At 72.0% G+C, this 21,012-nt stretch carries 16 protein-coding genes and 2 pseudogenes; 9 read left to right on the top strand and 9 right to left on the bottom strand.

Translation table 11 applies throughout. The features are described from left to right. The first annotated feature begins 135 nt into the window (after positions 1-135). Positions 136-1,377, top strand: a complete 1,242-nt coding sequence (locus tag AB0N14_RS11200; protein WP_366025385.1) for an amidohydrolase — start codon at positions 136-138, stop codon at positions 1,375-1,377. An 84-nt stretch (positions 1,378-1,461) separates the two neighbouring features. Here AB0N14_RS11200 and AB0N14_RS11195 read toward each other — a convergent pair whose 3' ends face one another. From AB0N14_RS11195 to AB0N14_RS11185, 3 genes and pseudogenes are all read right to left on the bottom strand, one after another. Continuing rightward, a complete protein-coding gene (locus tag AB0N14_RS11195; RefSeq protein ID WP_366025384.1) occupies positions 1,462-2,601 on the bottom strand; it encodes a hypothetical protein in 1,140 nt (379 codons plus the stop codon). A gap of 79 nt (positions 2,602-2,680) precedes the next feature. After that, positions 2,681-3,820, bottom strand: a pseudogene (locus AB0N14_RS11190) (PP2C family protein-serine/threonine phosphatase). Between the two features lie 358 nt (positions 3,821-4,178). Then, positions 4,179-4,814, bottom strand: a complete 636-nt coding sequence (locus AB0N14_RS11185; protein WP_366025383.1) for an NAD(P)H-binding protein — start codon at positions 4,812-4,814, stop codon at positions 4,179-4,181. A 105-nt stretch (positions 4,815-4,919) separates the two neighbouring features. Between AB0N14_RS11185 and AB0N14_RS11180 the strand changes: the two genes are divergently transcribed. The 4 genes and pseudogenes from AB0N14_RS11180 to AB0N14_RS11165 form a co-directional block, all read left to right on the top strand. Then, positions 4,920-5,408 (top strand): hypothetical protein, encoded by a 489-nt coding sequence (locus AB0N14_RS11180; RefSeq protein WP_366025382.1) that lies wholly within the window; start codon positions 4,920-4,922, stop codon positions 5,406-5,408. A 158-nt stretch (positions 5,409-5,566) separates the two neighbouring features. After that, on the top strand, positions 5,567-6,472 hold the full coding sequence (locus AB0N14_RS11175; RefSeq protein ID WP_366025381.1) for a hypothetical protein: 906 nt from the start codon (positions 5,567-5,569) through the stop codon (positions 6,470-6,472). A 136-nt stretch (positions 6,473-6,608) separates the two neighbouring features. After that, the gene (locus AB0N14_RS11170; RefSeq protein ID WP_366025380.1) at positions 6,609-7,028 is read left to right on the top strand and encodes a hypothetical protein; all 420 of its coding nucleotides are present in this window, start codon (positions 6,609-6,611) and stop codon (positions 7,026-7,028) included. A gap of 113 nt (positions 7,029-7,141) precedes the next feature. After that, a pseudogene (locus tag AB0N14_RS11165) lies at positions 7,142-7,357 on the top strand (FUSC family protein); the annotation flags it as partial. An 85-nt stretch (positions 7,358-7,442) separates the two neighbouring features. Here the strand turns inward: AB0N14_RS11165 and AB0N14_RS11160 are convergent. Beyond that, positions 7,443-9,497, bottom strand: coding sequence for a PhoX family protein (locus tag AB0N14_RS11160; RefSeq protein ID WP_366025379.1), 2,055 nt, complete (start codon positions 9,495-9,497; stop codon positions 7,443-7,445). A gap of 312 nt (positions 9,498-9,809) precedes the next feature. On the opposite strand from AB0N14_RS11160, the gene AB0N14_RS11155 reads away from it, so the two are divergent. Further along, positions 9,810-11,606, top strand: coding sequence for a VWA domain-containing protein (locus tag AB0N14_RS11155; RefSeq protein ID WP_366025378.1), 1,797 nt, complete (start codon positions 9,810-9,812; stop codon positions 11,604-11,606). Between the two features lie 165 nt (positions 11,607-11,771). After that, positions 11,772-13,487, top strand: a complete 1,716-nt coding sequence (metG, locus tag AB0N14_RS11150; RefSeq protein WP_366025377.1) for a methionine--tRNA ligase — start codon at positions 11,772-11,774, stop codon at positions 13,485-13,487. A gap of 198 nt (positions 13,488-13,685) precedes the next feature. On the opposite strand, the gene AB0N14_RS11145 is transcribed toward metG, so the two are convergent. From AB0N14_RS11145 to AB0N14_RS11135, 3 genes are read right to left on the bottom strand one after another with little or no spacing between them, the layout of a single operon-like run. After that, on the bottom strand, positions 13,686-14,090 hold the full coding sequence (locus AB0N14_RS11145; RefSeq protein WP_366025376.1) for a hypothetical protein: 405 nt from the start codon (positions 14,088-14,090) through the stop codon (positions 13,686-13,688). Continuing rightward, complete coding sequence (locus tag AB0N14_RS11140) at positions 14,091-14,249, bottom strand: hypothetical protein (RefSeq protein WP_366025375.1); 159 nt, start codon at positions 14,247-14,249, stop codon at positions 14,091-14,093. Between the two features lie 39 nt (positions 14,250-14,288). Next, a complete protein-coding gene (locus tag AB0N14_RS11135; RefSeq protein WP_366025374.1) occupies positions 14,289-14,642 on the bottom strand; it encodes a PadR family transcriptional regulator in 354 nt (117 codons plus the stop codon). A 303-nt stretch (positions 14,643-14,945) separates the two neighbouring features. Here AB0N14_RS11135 and AB0N14_RS11130 point away from each other — a divergent pair, with 303 nt between their 5' ends. Beyond that, positions 14,946-15,332, top strand: coding sequence for a recombinase family protein (locus AB0N14_RS11130; protein WP_366025373.1), 387 nt, complete (start codon positions 14,946-14,948; stop codon positions 15,330-15,332). Between the two features lie 385 nt (positions 15,333-15,717). Here AB0N14_RS11130 and aspS read toward each other — a convergent pair whose 3' ends face one another. After that, on the bottom strand, positions 15,718-17,481 hold the full coding sequence (aspS, locus tag AB0N14_RS11125; protein ID WP_366025372.1) for an aspartate--tRNA ligase: 1,764 nt from the start codon (positions 17,479-17,481) through the stop codon (positions 15,718-15,720). Between the two features lie 218 nt (positions 17,482-17,699). Here aspS and AB0N14_RS11120 point away from each other — a divergent pair, with 218 nt between their 5' ends. Then, positions 17,700-19,865 (top strand): SpoIIE family protein phosphatase, encoded by a 2,166-nt coding sequence (locus tag AB0N14_RS11120; protein WP_366025371.1) that lies wholly within the window; start codon positions 17,700-17,702, stop codon positions 19,863-19,865. 67 nt (positions 19,866-19,932) lie between these two features. On the opposite strand, the gene AB0N14_RS11115 is transcribed toward AB0N14_RS11120, so the two are convergent. Then, positions 19,933-20,985, bottom strand: coding sequence for an AI-2E family transporter (locus AB0N14_RS11115; RefSeq protein WP_366025370.1), 1,053 nt, complete (start codon positions 20,983-20,985; stop codon positions 19,933-19,935). Between the last annotated feature and the right edge of the window lie 27 nt (positions 20,986-21,012).

Below are 21,012 nucleotides of genomic sequence, written 5' to 3'. Positions count from 1 at the left end.
CCGTGGCCGCCCTGGTCACCGCCGCCAACGCGGGCCCGGCCCGGGTCGCGGAGCCCCGGCAGACGCCCCCCGCCCAGGCGGCCCCCCGTGGGCACACTCACCCCGGAGCCTTCCCGGGCCGCCTACGCTGACCCCGTGACCTCCCCCGCCGCACGCACCACGCTGGACCTCACCGCCGACGTCCCGCTCGCCGACCTGGCGGACTGCTACCGGGACCTGCACCGCCATCCCGAGCTGTCCCAGCGCGAGCACCGGACCGCGGGAAAGCTCGCCGAGCGGCTGCGCGCGGCCGGGTACGCGACCACCGAGGGCATCGGCGGCACCGGGGTCGTCGGCGTCCTGCGCAACGGCGACGGTCCGACCGTCCTGCTGCGCGCCGACATGGACGCGCTGCCGGTCACCGAGGAGACGGGACTGCCGTACGCCTCCGAGGTCCCCGGGGTGATGCACGCCTGCGGGCACGATCTGCACGTCACCTGGCTCGCGGGGGCTGCCCGTGCGCTGGCCGCGGGGCGGGAGACCTGGTCCGGGACGCTGGTCGTGGTGGGCCAGCCCGCCGAGGAGACCGGCGAGGGGGCGCGGGCGATGGTCGCGGACGGGCTGTACGAGCGCTTCCCGCGCCCCGACGTGCTGCTCGCCCAGCACGCGGCCCCCGGTCCGGCCGGGCTCTACGCGCACTCGCCGGGCCTGATCCTGTCCGCCTCCACGGACGTGGACATCGTGGTGCACGGCCGGGGCGGCCACGGCTCGCGCCCCGAGGCGACCGTCGACCCCGTGGTCACGGCCGCCTACCTGGTGACCCGGCTGCAGACCGTCGTCAGCCGCGAGATCGCCCCGCGCGAGTCCGCCGTTCTGACGGTGGGCAGGATCGAGGCGGGCACCCGGCCCAACGTCATCCCCTCCCAGGCGCACATCGCGCTGAACCTGCGCACCCGGTCCACCGGCGTCCGGGACCGCATGATCGCCGCGATCCGGCGCATCGCGGCGGGCGAGTGCCTGGCCGCGGGCTGCCCGCGCGAGCCGGAGGTGACCGTGGGCGCGGACTTCCCCGTGACGGTCAACGACCCCGCCACGGACCACCGCGTCACCGACGTGCACAGAGAGGTGTTCGGCCCGGAGAGGGTCTTCGACCCCGGCGCCGCGATGGGCAGCGAGGACTTCCCGCACCTGGCACCGGACGGGGTGCCGTACGCGTACTGGTTCGTCACCACCACCCCCGCCGACGTCTGGGAGGCGGCCCCCGGCACGGACCTCATGGAGAAGTTCGCGGCGGTCCCCAGCAACCACAGCCCCCACTTCGCACCCGACCTGTCCACACTCGTCCCCGGGGTGCGGACGCTGGTGTCGGGCGCGCTGGCCCACTTGCCGGTGGGATGACCTGGAGCCCGCCGACGACCCGACGACTCCCACCGGGTCGCGTACGCGGTGAACGCGGCCCGGCCCTTCGAGGGCCGTCGGTCGCTACCCGGGCACGCGCTGCGACTGCCTGAGTTCCTCGAGGTGCTGACGGACGTGGCGGAGCGCTCCCTCGCGGCGCCCCGGTACCCGCTCGCGCAACTCCGCCAGGGCGGGGCCCAGTTCGCGGGCGCGGGTCGCGTCGGTCATGCGACCCCACTGGTGGTGGGCGCGGTCGACGGCCGCCTCCACCGCCGGGTCCTCGGGGGACTGGCCGGCCGCGAGGCGGGCGGTGGCGACCGTCAGCCAGGTCTCGCAGCTGCGGCCCGCGTCGCCCGCGAGCATCGCGAGGTCGGCGCGGACCTCCATCCAGTGCAGCGCCTCCTGCGAGCCGGGCCCGTGCTGCCGCAGCGCGGCCTGCTCCCACCGCGCGGCGAGCGCGGCGGCCTCCCCGTGCCGGCCGTCCCGGACGGCGGCGGCGAGGGCGGCGTGGGGGTCGGGGGGCGCGGCCGGGTGAGGGGGTGGCGCGGGGACGGGCTGCCGGCTTCTCCGGACGGGAGGCTGCGCCGGCGGCTGGTACGGGGCGAGCAGTATGTCCCCCCGCGTTCCGTCGTCCGCGTAGGCCCGGGTCACCGCCTGGTGGTGGAGGGCGGCCGGGTCCGGGCGGTGGCCGCTGCGGAGCAGGGTCGCGACGGCCTTCATGTAGGCGGGGGTCGCGAGCGCGCGGCGCGGGGGCGGTGGGGCGATACGGCCGTAGAGGGTGACGGCGGGGCCGCAGTCCGGCGCGATGCCGCGCAGGTGCTGCCAGGTCTCCGGATCCGCGTGCAGATCGGCGAACACGGTCGTCGCACCGGGCGGACGCAGCCTCAGCTCCTCGCGGAACCAGTGCCAGGGGAAGCCGGTGTAGCGGACGGTGGCCGGGGTGGTGCGTGCCAGCGCCAGGTGCGGCAGGTGCTGGCGGCGGTCGAGCTGGAGCTGCCCGGTGAGGAACACCGTCAGCGGGACGGGGGCGGCCGCGGCGGCCCGCAGCCGGGTGAGGACGGCCTGCGGCTCCAGCGGGTCGGCGAGTTCCACCACGGTCGCCGTGTCCGTGCCGGACAGCACCGGCGGGGCGACGGCCGCGAGCACCGGAAGCACGGAGGCCGCGTCCACCAGGCACCCCTTGCCCGCCGGCGAGGCCGCGAGCAGCAGCACGGTTCCGGGCATCGTTCCCTCCCCCATCGATCAGATACGTCAGCACCGTAACCTCTGCGCCTGCAAAGGGGCGACGAAGTCCGGCGAACGCTCAGTGGGCGACGGACGGGCGGGGCCGGACCGCGAAGATCGTCGTGTCGTCGGCCAGGCGGTCGCGGCAGTGGTGCAGGGTGCCGTCGCGCACCAGCGGGACCAGGCGGGCGGGGTCCGCCGCGCGCGGGTCCTCGGCGACCGCGCGGGCCACCTTCTCCCGCAGCGGGTAGAACTCCCCGGCCGCGTCCCGCGCCTCGCACACCCCGTCCGTGACCAGCAGCAGTGTCTCGCCCGGCGTGAGCGGCACGCGCCGGGCGGGCGGCGGTCCGTCGGCCAGTGTGCCGAAGCCAGCGGCAGTCCCTCGCCGGGCGGCAGGGGCCGTACGCCGTCGGGGCCGACCACCAGCGGCGGCTCGTGCCCGAAGTTGACCACCTCCACGCAGCAGGGGTCGGTGGGCGGGAAGCCGAGCAGGACGGCGGTGGCGAAGCGGTCCCCGTCGTCGCGGCCGATCGACGTGCAGTAGCGCACATGCCGCAGCATCCGCGTCTCCAAACGTGACCGTGGCGAGGCACGGTTCGTGGTACGCCGACTCGCGGAACGTTCCGAGCAGCGCGGAGGCGGCGGCGACCGCGCCGAGGCCCTTGCCCTGCACATCGCCGACCAGCACACGGGTGCCCTGCGGGCCGGGCTGGATGTCGTAGAAGTCGCCGCCGACACGGGCGACGCTGTCCGCCGCGAGGTAGGCCGCCGCGTGGTCGAGACCGCCCCAGTCGGCGGGGAGGGGCCGCAGCACCGTGTGCCGGGTCGTCTCGGCGATGTCCTGCATGTGCGGCATGCGCCGCTCGCCGCGCACCCGGACCGCGCAGGCCAGCACGGCCAGGACGCCGCCCGCGATGACGAGGATGAAGTCGGGCAGGCCGGTCTGGAGCTCGTGCGGCCAGGCGTGGTCCTCGAGCTCGAAGGTGACGACGGTCAGGGCGGCCGCGACGCTCGTGCCCCACACCCCGCAGATCGCCGCCGCGATGCCGGGCACCAGCACCACCCAGGAGATCATCCGGAAGCCGCCGGTGCTGTTCTTGTCGAGCAGGGCGATGGTGAGGAGCAGGAGGAGCGGCGGCACCCAGCCGACGCTGCGCCCCCGCACCCGCAACAACGAATGCGGCCCGCGCGAGGCCGCCGCTCCCGTGGGCGTGGTCACGACACCCGGTACGGGTCCATCGGCGGCCGGTCCCTCGGGACCGACGCGGGCGAGTCCGTCGAGGCCGTCACCCGCGGGGCCGGTCGGTCCGTCGCGGGCAGCCCCGGCGAGGTCGTCGAGGCCGTCACGTGCGGCCCCGGCAGCCCCCGCCCCCCGTGGAACCGGGCGGAGCGTCGTCCATGCCTCGCGGTCCCGGCCCCCGGCGCGGCGCGCCCAGCCGTGGGGCGTCCTCTCGCTGTCGTACGGCGCCGTCCTCTTCCCTCCGGCCTTCCTCCGGTCGGTCGTCGGGGGCTCGTCTCGTGGGCACCGGACCTGCCTGCCGTTCGTCGGTCTCGTCAGTCCGTCGGTCTCGCGGTCGTCAGTACGCCACCGACATGCGGGCGCGTACATGGGCGCCCTGTTCCAGTTCGTCGAGGAACGCCGCCGCGTAGTCCTCCGCGCTGATCCGGCTGCGGCCCTCCGCGTCGGTCAGCAACTGGTCGCCGCCCACCCGGAAACGGCCCGTGCGCTGCCCGGGGGCGATCTCGGCGGCGGGGGAGACGTACGTCCAGTCCAGGTCGTCCACCGTGCGGTAGAAGTCCAGGGCCGTGCCGTGCGTCAGCGCCTCCGCCCGGACCGCCTCCGGAAAACCGGGCTGGTCGTGCAGCGCCTCCCCGGGCGCGACCTCCAGGCTGCCCGCGCCGCCGACCACCACGAGCCGCCGCACCCCTGCGTCCCGGGTGCCCTGGACGATCGCCCGGTTGATCGCGAGGAAGGGCTCCTCCGGGTCCGTACCGTCCCGGGGCGGTGCGCACGCGCTCGCCACCGCGTCCGCCCCCCTCGCCAGCTCCGCGACCTTCGCCGGATCCGCCGCGTCCGCCGCCGTTGCGGTCACCCCCGGCACCGGCGAACGGCCGGAGCGGCTGACGGCCGTCACCCGGTGTCCGCGCCGCGTCGCCTCCGCGGCGATCCGGCTGCCCACCATCCCGGTCGCGCCGAACAGGACGATCCTCATGAGCCCCAGCGAAACACGCTCCGAAAGGCCTCGCATCCCGACTTGCCCACCGCCCCCGCCAGGGTGTGCCCTGGTGTGCAGGGGCGAGGAGAGAGGAGTGCTCCCATGGCTCACGCGGCACCCGCATCGGGGACCCCGCACCCACCCGCCACCACCTCCCGCGCTTTCGTCCCGGCCCATCGGCCGCCGAACCTCTTCGACCGGCGCGTGCACCGCCTCGGACGACTGGCCGTGCCGCTCGCCATCGGGCTCCTCTACGGCTACTGGGCGGCGGCCAACCGGCGCCAGGGCGGCCCCATCACCGGCTGGAACCTCGTGTTCGGCTTCGCCTGCACGATCGTCTTCACGGTGCTGTGCTCCGCCCTGTTCGTCGTGGCGCCGCGCCTTCGACGCGGGGCGCACGCGGTGGTGTGGGGGGCGTTCACGGGCATCACGCTCGGCTTCCTCTACATCCAGGCCAATGTGAGCGTGCTGGACGCGGCGGGCCTGGCGCTCGTGGTCGCGCTGGCCGCGTTCCTGTTCGACTTCTACCGCTACTCGACGTTCTCCCACTACGCCAGGCACGAGGACGGAGAGGGCCGCCGGGCCGGCTGACCCGTCCGCGGACGTCACCGCGCGGCCCCCGAGCCGGCCCGCACCGACCCGGCCCGGCCGGGGCCGCGCCCGTCCGCGGTCTCCCGCCCCGCCGCCCTGTCCACCCGTTTGCAGGCGGTCCGCTCGCGCGCCGTCCGTGCCGGCGGTTCCCTGGTGGCGTGTCCCGACGTGTCCGCAGCGTCCTGTCCGCCGTACTGCTCGGCCTCGCGTGTCTGCTCGCACCGCTCGGCGTGCTCGCCGCGTGGGCGAAGTACGGCATCGAGGACGCCGACCGCTACGCGGCCAGTACCGCCCCGCTCGCCTCCGACGCCGAGGTCCGCGACGCCATCGCCGGTGCCGTCACGGACGGCATCATGCGCGATGTGCACGTCAGCCCGCCCCTGCGGGGCTCCGTGCACGCCTTCGTCCACGACGCGGTGCGCTCGTTCACGGACACGGAGGCCTTCCGCGCCGCCTGGGACACCGCGAACCTCAGCGCGCACGACGCCGTGATGCGCGCGCTGCACGACGACGACCGCGGCGACGGGCCCGTCACCCTCGACCTCGCCCCCGTCACCGAGCGCATGAAGCAGCAGCTCGTCGACGATCATGTGCCGTTCGCGGGCCGCATCCCCGTAGCGCACACCGAGGTCACGCTGCTGCAGTCGCAGGACCTGACGAAGCTCCGGAAGGGGTTCCACGTGCTCGAAGTCGCGGGCTTCTGGCTTCCCGTCGCCGCCGCGGCCTTCGCGGTGACCGGCATCCTCGTGGCCGTCTGCCGCCGCCGGGCCGTGCTGGCGACCGGCCTCGGCACCGCGCTGGGCGCGGCCCTGCTCGGGGTCGCGATCGCGGTGGGGCGCCGCATGACGCTGGCGGACCTGCCGCCGGACGTCTCGCACCCGGCGGCCGGCGCGGTCTACGACGCCCTCACCGAGACCCTGCGCCTGGTCTCCTGGCTGCTGCTCGGACTCGGGCTCCTGGTGGCCCTGGCCGCCTGGCTCACGGGCCGGTACGTGCGACGCCGGCGCGCGTCCGAAGAGCCCGCACGAGTTGCGGCGGAGCGACCGTCGCAGGTCCAGGCCTGACGCGGTCCGCGACGGCACCCTCCGCGCCGGCGGCCGCGGGAGTTCTGCGCTCACCCGTTCGGACCGCTTCACCCTGCGGCGCATCCTCCTCGGGGTGAACCTTCGGGTGAAGGCCCCGTCCCCAGGAGGCAACCCCATGGTCCAGCACACCGCATCCACCACGCACGCCAGACAGACGGCGTGGGCCACCGGCGGCATGGCGTTCGCCGGGGTCCTGATGATGGTCGGCGGCATCGTCGGCGTGCTGAACGGCATCGCCGGCATCGCCACGAACAACGTCTACGTCCGCGTCGGCGACTACGTGTACCAGTTCAGCCTCTCCACGTGGGGCTGGATCCACCTGATCGTCGGCGCTCTCGTGGCGATCACGGGGTGGGGCGTCCTGCAGGGCCTGGAGTGGGCCCGCTGGGTGGGTGTGGGCCTGGCGGCCCTCTACATGATCCTTTACTTCATGTTCCTGCCGTACGCCCCGATCTGGTCGATCATCGCCATCGCGATCGGCGGTTTCGTGATCTGGTCCCTGGTGACGGTACCGCGCACGGAACGGGCCCCGTAGCTCTCCAGTAGCACCGCAGCTCTCCCGTAGGCACCGCAGCTCTCCGCTAGCGCCGCTTCCGCACCGCCTCTTCCCTCTCCGCGTCGGCAACCATCCCCCGCAACTCCCCGTCGACGGCGGCCCGGGTACGGGTGAAGCAGGGGGCACCGCCGCCGTCGCCCGCCGAGATCGCCCAGATCACCCTGCAACTGCGAGAGCTGTCGGAGGGCCTGCGGGAGACGGAGGTGCTGGTCCCGGTCCGCACCGACCCCACCGGCCCGGCGGAGAGCATCCTTGAGCCGCTGCGGCAGGAGGTGGCGGCGGCACGGGCGATCGCGTCCCCGCACTGAGACCACGACCGCCCACGTGCCGTACGGCCGTACTCCTTTACCGCCGACTTGGCTTACTGACTTACTGGCTTACTGGCTTACGGTCTCAGACGCCGATGTCGCGTCCGTCCGCGCGCCACACCGCGACGACGGCCGGGCGGACGATCTTCCCGGGGCCGTCGGGCCAGGTGCTGGCCGGCTTCTCCACGGACGCGCCGTCGACCTCGCCGGGGTGCTGCACGGCCACGACCACGCGCCGGTCCTGCACGATCGGCCCGCACGTCTCGGCACCCGTGGGCACGGTCAGGAACTGCTTCAGCTCACCGCGCCGGTCACCGCTCGTCGCCACGCCGAACAGGCCGTCGTGGGAGCCGAGCTGGTTGCCGTCGGTGGAGATCCACAGGTTGCCGTGGGGGTCGAAGGCCACGTTGTCCGGGCAGGAGATGGGGCTGACCCTGTCCTTGGGGAATCCGGCGAAGTAGGTGGAGGGGTCGGCGGGGTCCCCGGCGACGAGGAAGACGGACCACGCGAAGGTGGTGCTGTCGGGCCGGCCCAGGCGCTCGGTGAGCTCCAGGATGTGCCCGTGCTTGTTGACGTTGCGCGGGTTGGCCTCGTCGGCGGCCGCGTATCCGGCCTTGCCCCGGTTGGAGTTGTTGGTGAGGACGACGTACACCTTGCCGGTGTGCGGGGAGGGCTGGATGTCCTCGGGGCGGTCCATCTTGGTGGCGCCGACCTTGTCTCCCGCCAGCCGGGTGAAGACGAACACCTCTTCGGCGGTCATGCCCTCGACGTGCGAGACGGCCCCGTGGGCGGTGGCGGTGGCGAGCGGGATCCAGGTGCCGGACCCGTCGAACTCCCCGTCGGCGGGCAGCTTCCCACTCCCGTCGATCTCGGAGGCCGGCGAGTCACCGGTGAGCTTGGCGACGTACAACGTGCCCTCGTCGAGCAGCGACAGGTTGTGCTCCCGCACGGCCCGGGAGTTGCCGTGCCGCATCCGCTTGCTGCCGACGAACTTGTAGAAGTAGTCGAACCGCTCGTCGTCCCCCGAGTAGACGACGGGCCGCCCGTCCTCGGTGAGCCGCACGGTGGCGGCCTCGTGCTTGAAGCGGCCGAGGGCGGTGTGCTTGCGGGGCGTGGAGGTGGGGTCGTACGGGTCGAACTCGACGACGTACCCGAAACGGTGGACCTCGTTGGGCTCCTGCGCGATGTCGAACCGCTTGTCGAACCGTTCCCACTTCCGCTCGGTGGCACCGGTCCCGATGCCGTACCGCTTGTCCGTGGCCCGGCTGCCGTTCGCGAAGTACTGGTTGAAGTTCTCCTCGCCGTGGAGGGTGGTGCCCCACGGGGTGGTGCCGCCGGAGCAGTTGTTGAGGGTGCCGAGGACCTTGCGGCCGGAGAGGTCGGCGGAGGTCCGCAGGAGCTCGGATCCCGCCGCCGGCCCGGTGAGCCGGAACTCGGTGGTGGCGGTGACACGGCGGTTGAGGGGATGACGGGACACGGCGGTCAGGTGCCCGGTGCGCTCGTCCTCCTCGACGACGACGGCGGAGAGCCCGTGGGCGGCCCAGGCGACCTCGGCCTGCTGCCGGGTGGGGTTCTCCGGGTCGTACCCGCGGAACATGATCACTTCATCGGTGTACTCGTGGTTGGCGACGAGGAGCTGGCGGCCGCGCTCGCCCGGGAGCGGGAGGAGGGCGAGGAAGTCGTTGTTGTACCCGAACTGGCCGGCCTGGGCGGCGGCGGTCTGGTGCTCGGGGTCGAAGGCGGGGGCGCCGCGGAGGATGGGGTCGCCCCAGCGGATGACGACGTTCTGACGGTAGCCGTCGGGGACGGTGACGGCGTCGGCGGTGTTGGGCGCGACGGGGGTGAAACGAAGGCCGCGGGCGGCGTCGGTGCGGGCCGGGGCGGCGGCTTCGGCCTGCGGGGCGGTGGCCGCGAGCGCGGCCGTACCGGTGGTGGCGGCCACCGTGACGACGGCGGCGGCGCGGAGGGCGGAACGGCGACTGAGGACGCCGGTGATGACATCGCCGGCGTACGCGTTGGAGCTGGTGTTGGGCACCTCGTGGAAACAGGCGTCACCGCACCGGAAGCGACAGGTCAGGGCGGACCGCCCGCCGGGATGCGAACCGGAGGGCGTGCCGATCAGCGGCAGCAGTTTGCGCACTTTACTCTCCCCATACGAACCCTTGGTGTGGGCGTGACGCTAGGGGGATCGGGTGTGCGGGAGCAACGCCGAGGGATGAACGATCGGTGAACGGGATGGAACCGTACGGGGGTTGGGCGCCACTCGGCGTGGCGTGCCGCGCGAGCCGAGCCGTCTCGGCCCCGAGGATGTGTAACGGCGGAATCGCGGTATTGACAGGCGGCGGTTCCGATGTTCGGACGGTACCCAGGATCGCCGCCTTCGGCCGCTAACCTTACGTGTCCGTCCTGGCCAGGGATTGACGGGCATCAACTCACGCGAAGGGTTGCGCACATGGGCATTCTCACTCTCCTGCGGAACGCGTTCGGCCGCTCACGCAAGGGTCGCTCCGCCGAAGAGGAGCCCACGCGGGAGCCACAGGAGCCGACGGTACCGGCCCAGTCGACGGCCGCGGAGCAGGCAGTACCGGCACGGCCGACGGAACCGGAGCTGACGGAACCGGCGCAGTCGACGGCCGCGGAGCCGGCGGTACCGGCGCAGTCTTCGGGCCGTACGGACGACGAACACGAACTGGTGGCGGCGGCGTTCGACAACGTCACGGTACCGAGGCAGCCGACCCACAGGGAGGAACCGCCGACCACGGAAACGCCGAACCGGACGGCTGCAACGGAACCGGCGGCCGAGCCGGCGACTGAGCTTCAGGCCGACGCGGGGGCTGAGCCTCAGGCCGAGGCGGAGCCGGAGCTGCGAACCAGGGTCGAGCCCGAGCCCGAACCCGAGACGGAGCCCACCGCTGAGGCGACGGCGGAAGCCGAGGCGAACCCCGAGTCTCAGGCCGAAGCGAAGGCGGAGCCGGAGTCCCAGCCGGAGCCCGAAGCGAAGGCGGAGCCGGAGTCCCAGCCGGAGGCGAAGACCGAGCCCGCGCCTCAGCCGGAGCCCGAGGCGGCGCCCGAGCCCGTGGCCCAGCCGGAGCCCGAAGCGAAGGCGGAGCCGGAGTCCCAGCCGGAGGCGAAGACCGAGCCTGCGCCTCAGCCGGAGCCTGAGGCGGCGCCCGAGCCCGTGGCCCAGGAGGAGTCCACCGCCGAGGTGGCGGCAGAACCCCAGCCCGAGGCCGAGACGAAGTCCGCGCCTCAGCCGGAGCCCGAGGCGGCGCCCGAGCCCGTGGCCCAGGAGGAGCCCACCGCGGAGGTGGCGGCAGAGCCGGAGCCTGAGGCCGAGGCACCGGAACCGGCCACTGCTGAGCAGCCCGCCGCCGCCCCCACCGACGACCCGGCAGCCGCCGACGGCGAGGAAGCCCCACAGGAGTCACCCGCACCCGACACCACCACCCGCACGGGTGGTGCGGGTGGGAACACCTCCGCCGAAGGCGAAGCCGAGGCGGACCCCACCCCCGCCCCGCAGCCCGAGCCGCAGCCCGAGCCGCAGGCGAACCCGCAGGCGAACCCCCAGCCCGAGCCGAAGGCCGCCCCCGCCATCCCCCCCACCCGCCTGAAGACCCGCGCCCCCGGCCTCCTCACCGCCTACAAGGCCGCCGCCACCGTCCTCGACGACCGCCACCTCACCGGCACCCGGGCCAAGGTCTACCTCGTGCTCGACCGCTCCGCCTCCATGCGCCCGTACTACAAGGACGGCTCCGCCCAGGCCCTCGGCGAGCAGGCCCTCGCCCTCGCCGCCCACCTCGACCCGGAGGCCACGGTCCCCGTCGTCTTCTTCTCCACCGAACTGGACGGCACCGGCGAGCTCACCCTCGCCGACCACGAGAACAAGATCGACACCCTCCACGCGTCCCTCGGCCGTATGGGCCGCACCAGCTACCACGCGGCCGTGGAAGCGGTGATCGCCGACCACGACAAGTCCGAGAACCCGGACCTCCCCGCCCTGGTGATCTTCCAGACGGACGGCGCCCCGGACGCGAAGACCCCCGCCACCCAGTCCCTCACCGAGGCCGCGAAGAGCCACCCCCAGCTCTTCTTCTCTTTCATCGCCTTCGGCGACCCGGAGAACAAGGCCTTCGACTACCTCCGCAAGCTCAGGACGGACAACACATCCCACTTCCTGGCCGGCGAAACGCCGCGCGAGCTCACGGACGCCGAGGTCTACGAGGGCGTACTGGCGAACTGGCGCCCGTAAAACCTCCCCGGGCGGCCCCCTAGGACGCCGCCCGCTTCTCACCCCCAAAACGGGAAGCGGGCGGCGTACCCATGTCGGCTACGATTTCAAGGTTCGTAGACGATGCGCAGTCGGCCCGAGAGCCGGCCGTCGTCACCCCACGTATCGACCTGGGAGCAGCCCGCGATGGCTCGACACCTCATCACCAGCGCCCTTCCGTACATCAACGGGATCAAGCACCTGGGCAACATGGTGGGGTCCATGCTCCCGGCGGACGTGTACTCCCGCTACCTCCGCCAGCGGGGCCACGAGGTGCTCTTCATCTGCGCGACGGACGAGCACGGCACCCCGGCCGAGCTGGCCGCCAAGGAGCAGGGTCTCCCGGTGGACGAGTTCTGCGCGCAGGCGCACGACGCCCAGAAGGCGGTCTACGACGGCTTCAACCTGGCGTTCGACTACTTCGGCCGCAGCTCCTCCCCGCAGAACCGCGAGATCACCCAGGAGATCGCCCGCGAGCTGAAGGCGAACGGATTCATCGAGGAGCGGGCCATCCGCCAGGTGTACTCGAACGCCGACGGCCGCTTCCTGCCGGACCGGTACATCATCGGCACGTGTCCGCACTGCGGCTACGACAAGGCCCGCGGCGACCAGTGCGAGAACTGCACCCGTGTGCTGGACCCGACCGACCTGATCGACCCGCGCTCGGCGATCAGCGGCAGCAGCGACCTGGAGATCCGCGAGACCAAGCACCTCTTCCTCCTCCAGTCGGCCCTGGCCGGCGAGGTCGAGGCCTGGGTGGACGAGCGCGCCGACAACTGGCCGGTCCTCGCCTCCTCCATCGCCCGCAAGTGGCTCACCGAGGGCCTGCACGACCGTGCGATCACCCGTGACCTGGACTGGGGCGTCCCGGTCCCGGCCGACACCTGGCCGGACCTGGCCGCCGAGGGCAAGGTCTTCTACGTCTGGTTCGACGCCCCGATCGAGTACATCGGCGCGACCAAGGAATGGGCGGACCAGGACCCGGAGAACCGCGACTGGCGCTCCTGGTGGTGGGAGTCGGACGCGGACGTCCACTACACCCAGTTCATGGGCAAGGACAACGTGCCCTTCCACAGCGTGATGTTCCCGGCGACCCTGCTGGGCACCCGCGCGCCGTGGAAAAAGGTCGACGTGATCAAGGCCTTCAACTGGCTCAACTACTACGGCGGCAAGTTCTCCACCTCGCAGAAGCGCGGCGTCTTCACGCACGACGCGCTGGAGATCCTGCCCGCCGACTACTGGCGCTACTTCATGATGGCGAACGCGCCCGAGTCGGACGACTCCTCCTTCACCTGGGAGCACTTCACGGCCACGGTGAACAAGGACCTCGCCGACACACTGGGCAACTTCGTCAACCGCGTTCTCTCCTTCTCTCGCAAGCGCTTCGGAGACTCCGTCCCCGAGGGCGGCGCGCCGGGTGAGGCCGAGGCGCGGCTCGGCGAGGAGATCGCCCGTCTGCTCTCGGAGTACGAGGAGCACATGGAGGCCATCCAGTTCCGCAAGGCGGCGGCGGCGCTGCGCGCCCTGTGGTCGGCCGGCAACTCGTACCTGGAGGAGAAGGCCCCCTGGCTGGAGATCAAGACCAACAAGGAGGGCGCGGCCCTCACCCTGCGCACGGCGATGAACCTGATCCACCTGTACGCGGTGGTCTCGGAGCCGTTCATCCCGACGTCCTCGGCGGCCATGCGCGCGGCCTTCGACCTGAAGGACGACACGGCGGCCTGGGTCACGCAGGAGGAGGCCAGGTCCCTCACCGCCGTCGCCCCGGGCACGCCCTTCACCGTCCCGCCGGTCCTGTTCGCGAAGCTGACGGACGAGGACCTGGCCGGGTACAAGGAGCGCTTCGGCGGCGAGACGGAGTAGCGGCGCCCGCGCACTGAAGGGGGCCCGGAAGCCGAGAGGCTCCCGGGCCCCTGTTCGTCTGCGTACTCCTAGGAATGAACCCCGGCGCCGGTGGTGCCGCGCCTCGACATGGACAAGCGGCTCGAACTTGCGCCGACCATCAAGGTGCCCGGTCCGCGCCATGCGGCCGGTGACGCTGCCAGAACAGGCGATTCCTCATCATGACGACATGCGGCGCCCTGCCCGGAAGAGGTATACCGATGCGGCCGCCGGGACCAGCACGCCAGGGGCGATGAGAGTGAGCAGCCCCGGGTCGAGCGGCCCCGTTGTTGCCGCAGTGAAGGCTATGCCGACAAGCGCTATAGGGACCGGGAGCGTGGCCGCAGTGCCGATGATCTTGTCGCGCCTGCTCCAGTGAGGTGCTGCCCACAGCAGCACGACACCCGCGATCACGGCAATGCCGCCCAGGACGAGGCTGACGCCCCCGAGAAGTCCGGCCGCCGGAAGCAAGATCAACGGGGCAAGGCTGTGCCACTTGCCAACCGGAAGCGCGATGGTCTCGCCTTCGCGGGCGGTGGCCACGATGGTGCGGGGGTCGCCGAGGCGGTCCAGGACGGCTTTCACCTATGCCTCGTCGCGGGCCGGCTGCTCGGCGAATGCCACCGCAATGTGCTCGGTCAGATCGGCAAGAAGTTCGTTGCGGCGCTCCGGTGCCAGGGCTGCGGCCTCGCGTGCCACAGCCTCCAGGCAGGCCACCGCAAGCGGGTGCTCGACGGTCTTCATAGTGAGTCTCCAGGTAAAGGCAGTGGGGAGTTCGGTCGTTCAATCGGCGATGAAGCGGTCCACGGCGTCGCGGAAGTGCGGCCAGATCTCAGTGAACTCCGCCAGCGCCGCCTCTCCCTGAGGGGTCAGCATGTAGTAGCGGCGCGGCGGCCCACTTGGGGACTCCTGCCAGGTGGTATCCACCAAACCGTCACGGCGCAACCGGGCCAGCAACGGATAGATCGTCCCCTGGCTGGTGGTCATCACGTTCACCGTGCCAAGCACCTCCAGCAGCTCTACGCCGTAGCGAGCGCCACTGCGCAGAAGTCCCAGGACGCAGTACTCCAGCACTCCTTTGCGGAGCTGACTTTCCGCCTTCCCAGGGCCACCCTTACTTGCCACATCAGGTACCATGCTCTGCATGGTACCTGATGGCCATGTACGTCCAGCCTGCCCGGGACCGCCCCAGGCCGGGTATCGATACCCGTGCGGCTACCCCATCGGACGGTGGTGGACGGGGCGTCACACGACGTCGTTCGTGCCGCCGCGACCCGGACGCCTTACCGCCCCGGGGGAACTCGGACCAGGTTGCGGACTGTCGGCGAACAACCGTCTATCGACACTCCGGCCCGTGATCACGAACCCGCAGGTGGGCGCTGTCGACAACTCGCGTCGAAAATCAACGTCGGTGAACGGTAGGCCGATAGATTCCGACACATGCTCATCGGCTACGGCCGGGTCTCGACTGCCGACCAGAACCCTGATCATCAGATCGACGCACTACTCCGCCACGGAGTCGACCGCGACAACATCCACGTCGGCAAGGCAAGCGGTGCCAAGGCGTCCCGGCCAAAGCTCGATCTCGTCCTCGAACTGCTGCGTGAGGGCGACACACTGAAGGTCACCCGGCTCGACCGGCTCTCCCGCTCCGTGCTGCATCTGGTGACCCTCGGTGCCGACCTGCGCGAGCGCGGGATCGGGCTGCACGTCATCGAGCAGGGCATCGACACCTCCACGATGGAGGGCCGGGCGATGTTCGGGATGCTGTCCGGAGAGCGCCGCAACCGATCCCACCGGCCACGACGACGGCGACGGAACCCATGACGACACGGCGCTTGCGCGGCTTGCCCAAGCATGAGTCGACGAACTGCACCAAGGACGCCGGCGTTCGACCGGCTCGACTTCCGTCAGGTCCACGTTCATGGCCGCGAACTCGCGCGGCTCGGGGAACGGGATGTTCAACACCTGCTGCAGGGCACTCGTCGGGGGCGCCGGGTCCTTCTGGAAGATCCGGTGCAGCGCCTCGTGCGACGAGCCGACCATCCGCTCTCCTTTCCGTACGACGTGATCAACGCCGTACGCCGCAGCGAGGTCACACGACACGCCCCTCACCGCAGAGGCCCGGAGCCGGATGACGAACCGGCCGGGCCTCTGCCATGCGAAAGTGGCCCGGAACCGACCGTCGGTTCCGGGCCACCCTCTTGCCTCGCTACTTCGCCTGCGGCTTGCGCACCGAGATGTGCAGTTCCCTCAGCCGCGCCTCGTCCAGCTCCGTCGGCGCGCCCATCATCAGGTCCTGCGCGTTGCCGTTGAGCGGGAACGCGATCGTCTCGCGGATGTTCGGCTCGTCCGCCAGGAGCATCACGATGCGGTCGATGCCCGGGGCGATGCCGCCGTGCGGCGGGGCGCCGAAGCGGAACGCACGGAGCATGCCGGCGAACTCGCGCTCCACCGTCTCCTCGTCGTAGCCCGCGATACCGAAGGCCTTGAGCATGATGTCCGGCTCGTGGTTCCGGATCGCGCCCGAGGACAGCTCCACGCCGTTGCAGACGATGTCGTACTGCCAGGCCAGGATGTCCAGCGGGTCCTGGGTCTCGAGCGCCTCCATGCCGCCCTGCGGCATCGAGAACGGGTTGTGCGAGAAGTCGATCTTTCCGGTGTCCTCGTCCTTCTCGAACATCGGGAAGTCGACGATCCAGCAGAAGCGGAAGACGCCCTCCTCGAAGTGGCCGGCCCGCTTGGCCGCCTCCACCCGGACCGCGCCCATGATCTTGGAGACCTCGTCGAACTCACCCGCGCCGAAGAAGACCGCGTGACCGGCCGACAGCGACAGCCGCTTCGTCAGCTCCGCGACGTTCTCCTCGGTCAGGAACTTGGCGATCGGGCCGGACAGCGTGCCGTCCTCGCCGACCCGCACCCAGGCCAGGCCCTTGGCGCCCTGCTCCACCGCGTACTCGCCGAGCTGGTCGAAGAACTTGCGGGGCTGCGAGGCCGTGTCCGGCACCGGCAGCGCGCGCACGTGCTTGCCCGCGAACGCCTTGAACTCCGAGCCCTCGAAGATGTCGGTGATGTCGACCAGCTCCAGCTGGGCGCGCAGGTCCGGCTTGTCCGAGCCGTACTTCAGCATCGCCTCACGGAACGGGATCCGCGGGAACGGGGAGGTGACGTGCCGGCCGTCCCCGAACTCCTCGAAGATCTCCGTCATCAGCTTCTCGATCGGCTGGAACACGTCCTCCTGCTCGACGAAGGACATCTCCACGTCGAGCTGGTAGAACTCGCCCGGCGAACGGTCCGCGCGCGCGTCCTCGTCACGGAAGCAGGGCGCGATCTGGAAGTAGCGGTCGAAGCCGGAGATCATCAGCAGCTGCTTGAACTGCTGCGGCGCCTGCGGCAGCGCGTAGAACTTGCCCGGGTTCAGGCGGGAGGGGACCACGAAGTCGCGGGCGCCCTCGGGGGAGGTCGCCGTCAGGATCGGGGTCGCCATCTCGTTGAAGCCCATCGCCGCCATCTTGTGGCGGATCGCCGAGATCACGGCCGTGCGCAGCATGATGTTGCGGTGCATGCGCTCACGGCGCAGGTCCAGGAAGCGGTACTCCAGGCGCCGCTCCTCGTTGACCCCGTCCTCGGTGTTGATCGTGAAGGGGAGCGGGGCGGCCGCGCCCAGCACCTCGACCTCGCCGACCTCGATCTCGATCTCACCGGTGGGCAGGTCCGGGTTCACGTTCTCGGTACCACGGGAGACGACCTCGCCGTCGACGCGGACGACCGTCTCCTTGGAGAGCTTGTCCAGGGCCTCGTACGACGCCGTGCCCGGGCGGGCGACGAGCTGCGTGATGCCGTAGTGGTCGCGCAGATCGATGAACAGGATGCCGCCCAGGTCGCGCCGATTGTGCAGCCAGCCGCTCAGCCGGACGTCCTTGCCGACGTCAGAGGCGCGGAGCTCGCCGCAGGTGTGGGACCTGTACCGGTGCATCGTCGTTCATCCAGTCTTCGCAGGATCGGGGTCTCGCCGGGGCCGCTCGCCCCGGCGCCTCCGGGCGGGCACGGCCCGGACCCATCAAGCGTACCGGCCGCCCCAAGATCGCCTCGCCCCGATTCTTCCGGTGCGCCGGAATCACCGCGAACCAGCTCAAGATCGCTGTTGCTCACTTTCAGTGGCACCTCCCGATCCCCTCTTCTTACAGTGGGGCAATGCGCACTGGTGAGCCCCTGCCCGCCGTGGGGGACGTCCTGGCCGCCGTGGCGACCGGCATGTGGCGCTACGACGCCGCCGCGGGGCTCGTCACCCTGGATGCCGAGGCCGCGCGGCTCGTCGGGCTGCCCGCCGAGCCGACCACGCTCACCGAGGCCCAGATCCGCTCCCGGTTCCACCCGGTCGACTGGAACGAGGTCGACGGGGTGGTCCAGCTGGCCCTCGCCGAGGGCACCATCGCCGAGGTCCGGATGCGGATCATGGACGAGAACAACCGTGTCGTCCGTATCGTCCGCAGCCGTTCCAAGCCGTCGCTGGACGCGCGCACCGGCGAGTACAAGCTGGTCGGCACCCTTCAGGAGGTCACCGAGCCCGTCCCCGGAGCCGCCGCCCGGGCACCCGTCATCGGTGACTGGCGCCGCTCCCGCGAGGCGTTCCTGCTGGACGCGGGGCGCGCGCTGGCCGAGGCGCGGTCCACGGAGGAGGTGCTGCGGGTCGCGGCCGGGCTGTCGATGCCCGGGTTCTCGCCGGACGGGCTGGCCGTATTCGGGGTCGAGGCCGACCGGCTGACCGTCATCGGCCACCACGGGCACAAGCCGGGCGACGAGGCGCCCTTCACCCAGATGTCGCTGGACACGGACTACCCGGCCGCCGAGGTCGTCCGCACCGGCCGCGCCGTGTACATGTCCTCGCCCGAGGAGTACAAGGCCCGCTACCCGGCCTCCTGGCCGCTCGCCGCGCAGTTCGGCCGCCAGTCCTGGGCCTTCCTGCCGCTCACCGTCGCGGGACGCACGATGGGCGCCTGGATGGCGGCGTTCAAGCACCCGGTCGCCTTCACGTCCGACGAGCGTTCGGTGCTCACCACGGTCGCCCGCATGCTCGCCCAGGCCCTCACCCGGGCGGGCGCCGCCGAGACGGAGCGGGAGCTGACGGACGGGCTGCAGCGCTCGATGATGCCCACGCTGGGTCCGCAGATACCCGGCATGACGGTGGCCGCGCGCTATGTGCCGACCGGCGGCGGGCTCCAGGTGGGCGGCGACTGGTACGACATGATCCAGCTGCCTGGGGGTACCCCCTCCGGGGGAGGCCGCTTCGCGCTGACCATCGGCGACGTCCAGGGCCACGACGTGCGCGCCGCGGGCCTCATGGGCCAGCTGCGGATAGCCCTGCGCGCATACGCCGCCGAGGGCCACCGCCCGGACGCGGTCCTCTCCCGCGCCTCCCGCTTCCTGCATGGGATGACCTACGGCGAGGACGGCGCGGACCTGCGCTTCGCGACCTGCCTCTATGTGGAGGTGGACCCGGCGACCGGGACGCTGGAGATCGCCCGCGCCGGCCACCCGGACCCCGCGATCCGCATGGCCGACCGCACGGTGCTGATGCGGCCGACCTCGGGCGGGCTGCCGCTCGGCATCGACCCGGACGCGGATTACCCGACCACCCGGCTCGTCCTGGAGCCCGGCGAGACCATGCTGCTCTGCACGGACGGCCTGATCGAGACCGGCGGCCACGACCTGGAGACCGGCTGGCGGCGGATCCGGCGCATCCTCGAGGAGCACGACGGCGACATGGAGGAGCTGGCCGACGCGCTGGTCCAGGCCGTGCACGGGCCCTCCTCGCACTACGCCACCGGGCCGCTGACCGACCGGCGCGAGGACGACATCGCCGTGGTGCTGCTGTGCCGTGCGAGCGGGGCGGGCACCTGCGGCGGCACGGTCGCCCCGGTACTGCCGGTGATACGGCGTACGGCGCTGGCGATCGCGCAGGCCGAGCCCGAGCGGATCGCGGGCGTCCGGCAGCAGCTGCGCGAACTGCTGCACGACTGGTCCTCCGCCGAGCAGGTCGACTCGGCGGTGCTCCTGGCCTCCGAGATGCTCACCAACGTCCTGGTGCACACCGACACGGACGCGCTGCTGGTCGCCGAGGTCTCCGGCGACGGCGACGGCCCGGGCGGCCGGGCCGGGCGCCGGGTCCGGGTGGAGGTCACGGACGCCAGCGACGACCTCCCGCACAGACGCCACCCCGGCGAGCTGGCCTCCTCGGGCCGCGGCCTGGTCCTCATGGAGCTCCTCGCGGACGCCTGGGGCGTCGATCCGCGGGGCGAGGGCAAGAGCATCTGGTTCGAGCTGGAGGAGGAGCCGTTGAAGGAGGACGGGGAGGCGTAGGCGCACGGCGTACGGGGCCGAAGGGGCCTGCGGGTGCACGGGGCCTCTCTGTGACCCGCTGCCGGCCCTACGGTTCCTGTTCGTCCTCAGGGCCGTGCCCGTACCGCATCCGCAGCTCGTGCGCCACGCCGAACGCCGCCGCCGTCAGTGGTACGGCCAGCAGCATCCCCAGGATTCCGGCCACGGACGCCCCCGCCGTGATCGCCAGCAGCACCGCCGCCGGATGCATGTGCACGGTCCGGCTCTGCACCATCGGCTGCAGCACATGCCCCTCCAGCAGCTGCACCGCGACGACCACGCCGAGCGCCCACAGCGCGATCACGAAGCCGCGGTCCGCGAGGGCGACCAGGATGGCGACCGCGCCGGAGAGGAAGGCACCGAGGTAGGGCACGTACGCCCCGACGAAGACGAGCGCGCCGAGCCCGATCGCTCCGGGAACGCGCAGCACCAGCAGCCCCACGGTGATGCAGATGGCGTCGATGACCGCGATGATCGTGGTCCCGCGCATGAAGCCCTCCACGGCCCCGTAGGCGCGCCGCGCCACGGCCTCGACGGTGTCGGCGGTGCCCTGCGGGGCCAGCGATCGCAGCGTGTCCGAGGCCCGGTGGGAGTCGCGCAGGAAGAAGAAGACGAGCAGCAGGGCCAGGGCGCCCATGGCGATGGTCTCGCTGACGACGCTCACCCCGCTGATCACATTGCGGGCGGCGGTCCCGCCGAACTTGCGGAGCAGCTCCTTGGAGTGGGAGGCCAGATCGTCGAGCGAGGTCCCGGCCGCCCCGAAGTTCCGCGCGAGCGACTTCCCGGCCCGTTCGAGGGAGGAGATGATCTGGTCGCCGGTCTCGACGAGCGCGGCGACGACGACGTACACCGCACCGCCCACCACGGCCAGGACGGCGACGCACGTGATCCCGGCCGCGAGCGACCGGTGCACGCCCATCCGCGCCAGCCGCCGGTGCAGCGGCCCGAGCAGCGCGCTCCCGAGCAGCGCGAGGAGCACCGGCACGACGGCCGTACGGAACTGGCCGCACAGCCGGACCACGATCCAGGCGACCCCGGCGACCAGCAGGAACACCGCACACCAGGCGGCGAGCCGGCGGACGGGGTCGGGGAGCAGCTGCACCCTTCCAGACGATCACGCGAAGGGCGG

It is taken from the genome of Streptomyces sp. NPDC051104 (assembly GCF_040682835.1).
In the GTDB taxonomy this organism is placed as follows: domain Bacteria; phylum Actinomycetota; class Actinomycetes; order Streptomycetales; family Streptomycetaceae; genus Streptomyces; species Streptomyces cynarae.
This window is presented reverse-complemented; position numbering and strand designations above follow the sequence as displayed.